Raw genomic sequence first — 5,362 nt, 5'->3', positions numbered from 1 at the left:
GCGTCCTGCCCGCCTTCACCGGCATCCTGGTCACCGACGCCCTGGCCTCCTACACGGTCCACGGCGACGCCGCGGCCCTGTGCGGCGCGCATGCCCTGCGCGAGCTGATCGCGGTGACCGAGGACAAGCACCACGACTCGGCCTGGGCCCAGGCGGTGATCGACGTCCTGATCGACGCCAAGGACGGCGTCGCCCTCGCCCTGGCCGACGGACACGACGCACTCGCTCCCGAAGTGCCGGCCGGCTTCCAGGACCGCTACCGCCAGGCCACGTTGTGCGGCATCGCAGCCCACCCCTATACCGGTTATACCGGTACCGGGCCCCGGTCCAAGGCCCGCGCGCTGGCCGAGCGACTGCGTGACCGCACCCGGGAGTACCAGCGGTACATGGTCAACTTTGGCGTCCCCTTCGACAACAACCAGGCCGAACGAGACCTGCGGATGATCAAGGTGCAACAGAAGATCTCCGGATCCTGGAGGACTCTGACCGGCGCGAGGCGCTTCGCCCGGATTCGCTCCTACATCTCCACCGTCCGCAAACACGACATCAACCCACTCGCTGCCCTACACGACCTCTTCGCCGGACGGCCATGGATGCTGCCTACAACCAGCTGAAATCCCTGAACAGTCACCTTCGGTCACCGTGCCCTGCGGACTCGTGGTTGTACGCCACTCGTGCCCACTGACTACTTTCGGAGACCACTGCAACTCCGGAATGGACTCAGCAGCCGACGCCGTCCCCGAAGAGACGAACGTGATCAGCGACGCCAGCAGGCCCGCAAGGGCCAGCATGACGGGTGTCCTCTTGGACTTGTTCTTACCCATGATGGCTTAACACCACCTTTCTGAATACTCCGTGTTGCACGAATTGTGAATGAACGAGGAAATGACAAAGGGTGGCCTGTGCCTATCGGCACGGCCACCCCTCGAATCAGTTCCTATGTGACTGAAAGAGCCATACTATTTATGACATATATTTGTCATTCTGCATAGACGTAGAATTTACAACAGAACTCACTAACAGAGGTCTAAAGAAGAACACCCCGCCCAAAAAGGCGAGGTGCCATACATCTCTCGACATTCGACATTCAGCCACTCGTCACAGCTACCTCACCCCACACCACCTTGCCCCTTGCCACCGGGTACGAGCCCCACTTTGTCGTCAGTTCGCCGACCAGCCACAGGCCGCGACCGGATTCGGCGTCGAGCTCGGCTTGGCTTTCAGCGGGCAGATGAGGATCGATATCCCACACCTCGATCACGACAGAGGTGTCCAGCCCGACCAGCCGCACCGTGACGCATTGCAGTGCGTCTAGTTCGGTCCAGGCGGGATGTGGTGTTGTGACGCCCGTCGCCTCTATGGCGTTGGTAACGAGTTCAGATACAACAATGAGCGCGTCGTCCACAATGGACGACGCACCCCAACGGTTCAGTGTCAGCTTGGTGAATGCCCGCGAACAGCTCACCGCGGTAAGTACTGCCGCCAGATCCAGGCGGTCAGACATGCGCACACGAGGCTGCTGCTCCGCAGTCGTTTGTCGGCTGCCGTCGCCGATTGGGAAAGTCACGGGCGATCACTCAGTTCGTACACTTCGGCATCGGTGTCGATCTCAAGACGCGTCAGCATGGCCTCTTGCAACAGACGCTGCGGTGACAGGTGGCGCAGCGACGGCAGGATCAGGTGCTGGGTCTTGGTGCGCTGCAATGCTTCGACCATCTCGTCGAACACCGCCTGCGAGCCGTTGTCGTGCTCGCAGAAGATCGTGGCGAGCTGGAGTCCCTGCCCGCCGGCGAACCGAGCGATGCGTTGTTCCATGGTGTACAGCTGCTCGTCGGTAACGTCGCAGAACACACGCATATAGGCGAATGCTGAATCAGGTACGTGGGTCACTGCTGCCGCCCCTGCACTACCCAGAGACGAGCGCCGGTCTCCTGCTCGATGTGTTGGCGCATGGCTTCCTGGAGCCCCGGCAGTCGAGCGAAGTGCCAGAGCGACGGCACCAGTACGTCTTTGACCTCGTGCCGCTTCAGAGCTTCGAGCATGGCGTAGAACGCAGATTCGGAACACCGGATGTTCTCCGTGAACACCTGATCGAGCGCGAAGCCCTCGCGCTGGGCATAGTCGGCGAGTTCCCCCTTGATGCGTCGAGCTTCGTCGTCCTCAATGTCGCTACCGACGACGCGCATATAGCCGTAGATTGCTGGTCGCATTGGATTCCCTCCGGCGTCTGGAATCCGGTCCGGCGGCGGGCGTTACCCCTCCGCCACCGGACCGGCATACGGGCCAGAAAAGCCGTTTGACCTGGGGAAACCCAGCGCGTACGAGGGGTAGAACTGCCGCAAAAAAGAGGCGTTGACCGGTCCGACCTGGGCAAATAGCCCCCGTCTGGCTATGGTTGGGCGCACCCCGAACCGTGGGAGGCACGGCACATGGCGAGCAAGCGCATACGGCTCGCGCAGCGTCGCAAGTCGGCGGGCTACAGCCAGGAAAAGCTCGCCGAGCGCCTGGGCGTCGAGCGCTCGACGGTGGTGCGCTGGGAAACGGCCGAGAGCGTGCCACAGCCCTGGATGCGTCCCAAGTTAGCCGCCGCGCTCAAGGTGACGGCCGACGAGTTGCAGACGCTCCTCGACGATGTGACGGTCATTCAGGCCCGGCCCAGCGAGCGCATGAGCTACGTCCTCGAACACCCGGCGTCGGTAGACCTGGTGGCGGTTGCGCACCTGCATGAGCGAATCCGCCAGCTCGACGAGCGGTACGACAAGGCACCCTCGACGGCGCTCATCGGGCCCGCCGGCCAGGTGCATAGCCAGGTGACGCTACTTCGCGAAAGCGCGGCCAACCCCCGCGTGCGTAAGGCGCTGTTCGAGGTCGAGGCCGAGTCAGCCACGTTCATGGGGCAGCTTGTGTGGGACGTCAGCCAGCGGCGCGACCATGGCGCCCCGATCGCGTATCTCGACCAGGCCGTAACCGCGGCCCGGCAGGCTCGTGACCCCTGCGCCGAGGCGTACGCGACGCTTCGTAAGAGCTTCGTCGCGCTGTACGGCGAGAAAGACCCCCGCAGAGGGCTGTCGTTGGCTGCACAGGCGGCCGAAGTGGCGATGCAGGCCAGTCCGTCGCTCGCCGGGCTGAGCCTGCTGCACGTGGCCGAAGGGTACGCCATGACGGGCAACCTGACCTCGTGCGAGGACGCTCTACGTCGAGCCGAGGCGCAGTTCGATCGTGTCAGCGTCGACGACGTCGCGGCCGAGTACTACACAGTCAACGAGTTCAGCCGCTTGTCGGGGTCCTGCTACCTGTTTCTTGATCTCCCCGATCGCGCCGAGCCGATTCTGCGTGCGACGGCCAGGGCGCTCGCGGCCAAGAAGAAGAGTCAGGCGATCGCGCTGGGAAATCTGACCTTGTCGCTCATCCGCCAACGCAAGCTCGACGAGGCAGCGGACACCCTGCACCGCACGATCGACGCCGTTGAGCTGACGCGCGGAGGTGGCGGGCTTAACCTAGCGTTTGCTGCTGGTCGTGAGCTTCGCGAGTGGCGGCACGAACCGTGGGTGCAGGACGTCAACGATCGCCTGCTGGCCCTCATGGCGGCGATCTAGAACGAGTACGGGTGGGACGCGTGGGGAACATCGACCAGGCCAAGGAAGCCGTCCGCGACCGGGTGTGGCGTCTGCTGGAGCGCGAAGGCGCCGTACCGGAAGGTTCGTACGGCAAGATCCCCGGGTTCTACGGAGCGGAGGCGACCGCCGAACGTCTGGCCGAGCTTGACGTGTGGCAGCAGGCCCGGACGGTCAAGGCGAACCCCGACTGGGCACAGCTCCCGATCCGTATCCGCGCGCTCCAGGACGGCAAGCTCCTCTATATGGCGGTCCCCAGGATGGCGAGCCTCCAGCCGTTCTATGTGCTGGATCCAGAGACGCTCGAACTTCCCATCGAGCAGGCCGCCGAGAAGAAGGGCGCCGCGCAGGTCGCTCGACGTGTCGGCGTCGAAGACATGCGGCTGATCGACGTCGTGATCTGCGGCAGCGTCGCGGTCAACCGTTCCGGCGCGCGCATAGGTAAGGGTGCTGGGTACTCCGACCTGGAGGTCGCGCTCCTGATCGAGGCGGGGCTGGTGACCGACGAGACAGTCATAGTGGCGCCCGTCCACCAGCTCCAGGTGGTCGACGAGGAGATCCCCGAGACAGAGCACGACTTCAGTGTCGACCTGATCGTGACGCCAGACGAGGTGATTCAGTGCCCCAACCGGCGCCGGCCACCGGGGCTGGTCTGGAACGACCTGACGGCGGAGAAGATCGCGCAAATACCCGTTTTGAGTGCGCGGTTCGGTTCTGGTTGACTGAATACACCAACGCCGACTGTGTGATGTGAGCGGGGCAAGAAGTGGAACGTGTGGAATCTGAAGATCACGACGTAAACCCCGTTGACAGCACGTCGCGTGACCAGCTTTCTACGCCGGACCTCGCCCCATACCGGCATGACTCGGCTGTCGTACCGGACTTGGCGCAACTTGCCGGTGTCGCCTGCGAAGGAGCCGAGGGCTTTTTTGAGGTAGGCCTCAACGTGCAGAAGCTCGCTGCAAAGCTGACGCCACCCCTCGATTCCGTGGCAGTGCGCGAACTAGTGACGACCTTCGCGTATGTTCTTTCGGTGATGCCGCTCGGATCAGCGCAGCCCGGCGCGGCCCTGGTTCCACTCGATGGACCCGCTATTCCAAGGGCATTGAAGGATTCCGATGATGAGGTTCGTGCCCTGTGGCTGGAGCTAGTACTCCAGCCGTAGATCGTGATCTTCATGCTGGCTGGGCGTCTTGGCGCCGGTAGTGGGCGGTCTTGGCCCGGGCTTGGTGGTGTCGTCGCCACTGCGACCAGCCCAGCCGGTGCGCCATGTCGTGGGCGGCATGGGTGACGAGCGTGGTGAACAGGTGCTGGATCTCGTTGCGGGTCAGCGGACTCAGTGCGCTGGTTGTCTGGTGCTGGTCACGTTCGAGTGCGGTCACCACAGCAAGGAAGGCGTGGGCGAGCATGGCGAGGGTGACCCAACGGTGCCAGGAGGTCCAGCGTCTGACCTGGTGTTCGTCGAGTCCGGCCAGTCCCTTCGACGATTGGAATGTCTCCTCCACCGTCCAGCGGCGCCCCGCGGTCCTCACCAGGGTCTGCAGGGTGGTCGGGTGGGTCGAGTAGCAGAGGTAGTGGGCGAGTTCGCCGGTGCGGCGGTTGCGGCGGACGAGGAGGTGCCGGTGGCCGGGACGCTCGTCGGTGACATGGGCCAGGGCCCAGTCGTAGTGACGGTGGCCCTTGGCTCCGGCTCCTGCGGACAGCTTCTGCCAGGCCCGTTTCGGGATCCGCCGGGCCAGGAGGTCGGC

Annotated in this window: 7 protein-coding genes and 1 pseudogene; 4 read left to right on the top strand and 4 right to left on the bottom strand. The window is 64.0% G+C overall.

Annotated elements, in window-relative coordinates:
* The coding region (locus TU30_RS32630) for a transposase (RefSeq protein ID WP_042177221.1) at positions 1-614 on the top strand (614 nt) is incomplete at its 5' end.
* A 473-nt stretch (positions 615-1,087) separates the two neighbouring features.
* Here TU30_RS32630 and TU30_RS36340 read toward each other — a convergent pair.
* The 3 genes from TU30_RS36340 to TU30_RS32615 are packed head-to-tail and all read right to left on the bottom strand — an operon-like array spanning position 1,088 to position 2,210.
* Entirely contained in the window at positions 1,088-1,504 is a 417-nt protein-coding gene (locus TU30_RS36340) for an ATP-binding protein (RefSeq protein WP_042177222.1), read from the bottom strand.
* A 59-nt stretch (positions 1,505-1,563) separates the two neighbouring features.
* Positions 1,564-1,890: a hypothetical protein gene (locus TU30_RS32620; protein WP_158719411.1), complete on the bottom strand. Its 327-nt coding sequence runs from the start codon at positions 1,888-1,890 to the stop codon at positions 1,564-1,566.
* Entirely contained in the window at positions 1,887-2,210 is a 324-nt protein-coding gene (locus tag TU30_RS32615) for a recombinase family protein (RefSeq protein WP_042177213.1), read from the bottom strand. Before TU30_RS32615 ends, TU30_RS32620 begins: the two co-directional genes overlap by 4 nt.
* A 219-nt stretch (positions 2,211-2,429) precedes the next feature.
* On the opposite strand from TU30_RS32615, the gene TU30_RS32610 reads away from it, so the two are divergent.
* The 3 genes from TU30_RS32610 to TU30_RS36335 are packed head-to-tail and all read left to right on the top strand — an operon-like array spanning position 2,430 to position 4,779.
* Positions 2,430-3,596 (top strand): helix-turn-helix domain-containing protein, encoded by a 1,167-nt coding sequence (locus TU30_RS32610; RefSeq protein WP_042177212.1) that lies wholly within the window; start codon positions 2,430-2,432, stop codon positions 3,594-3,596.
* A 20-nt stretch (positions 3,597-3,616) separates the two neighbouring features.
* Positions 3,617-4,336 carry a 5-formyltetrahydrofolate cyclo-ligase gene (locus tag TU30_RS32605; protein WP_042177211.1) on the top strand — a complete coding sequence of 240 codons (720 nt, stop codon included), beginning with the start codon at positions 3,617-3,619 and terminating at the stop codon, positions 4,334-4,336.
* 53 nt (positions 4,337-4,389) lie between these two features.
* Complete coding sequence (locus TU30_RS36335; protein WP_158719410.1) at positions 4,390-4,779, top strand: hypothetical protein; 390 nt, start codon at positions 4,390-4,392, stop codon at positions 4,777-4,779.
* 10 nt (positions 4,780-4,789) lie between these two features.
* Here TU30_RS36335 and TU30_RS32600 read toward each other — a convergent pair.
* A pseudogene (locus tag TU30_RS32600) lies at positions 4,790-5,362 on the bottom strand (IS701 family transposase); the annotation flags it as partial.

The sequence above is a fragment of the Streptomyces sp. NBRC 110035 genome, from assembly GCF_000829695.1.
Lineage (GTDB): Bacteria > Actinomycetota > Actinomycetes > Streptomycetales > Streptomycetaceae > Streptomyces.
Note: the sequence above shows the minus strand (reverse complement) of the source record. Positions and strands in the feature narration are given on the sequence as shown.

Bases quoted from the DNA above. Each gene is read 5' to 3' on its own strand.
- TU30_RS32610 (WP_042177212.1), top strand. From the start codon at position 2,430: ATGGCGAGCAAGCGCATACGGCTCGCGCAGCGTCGCAAGTCGGCGGGC.
- TU30_RS36340 (WP_042177222.1), bottom strand. From the start codon at position 1,504: ATGTCTGACCGCCTGGATCTGGCGGCAGTACTTACCGCGGTGAGCTGT.
- TU30_RS32615 (WP_042177213.1), bottom strand. From the start codon at position 2,210: ATGCGACCAGCAATCTACGGCTATATGCGCGTCGTCGGTAGCGACATT.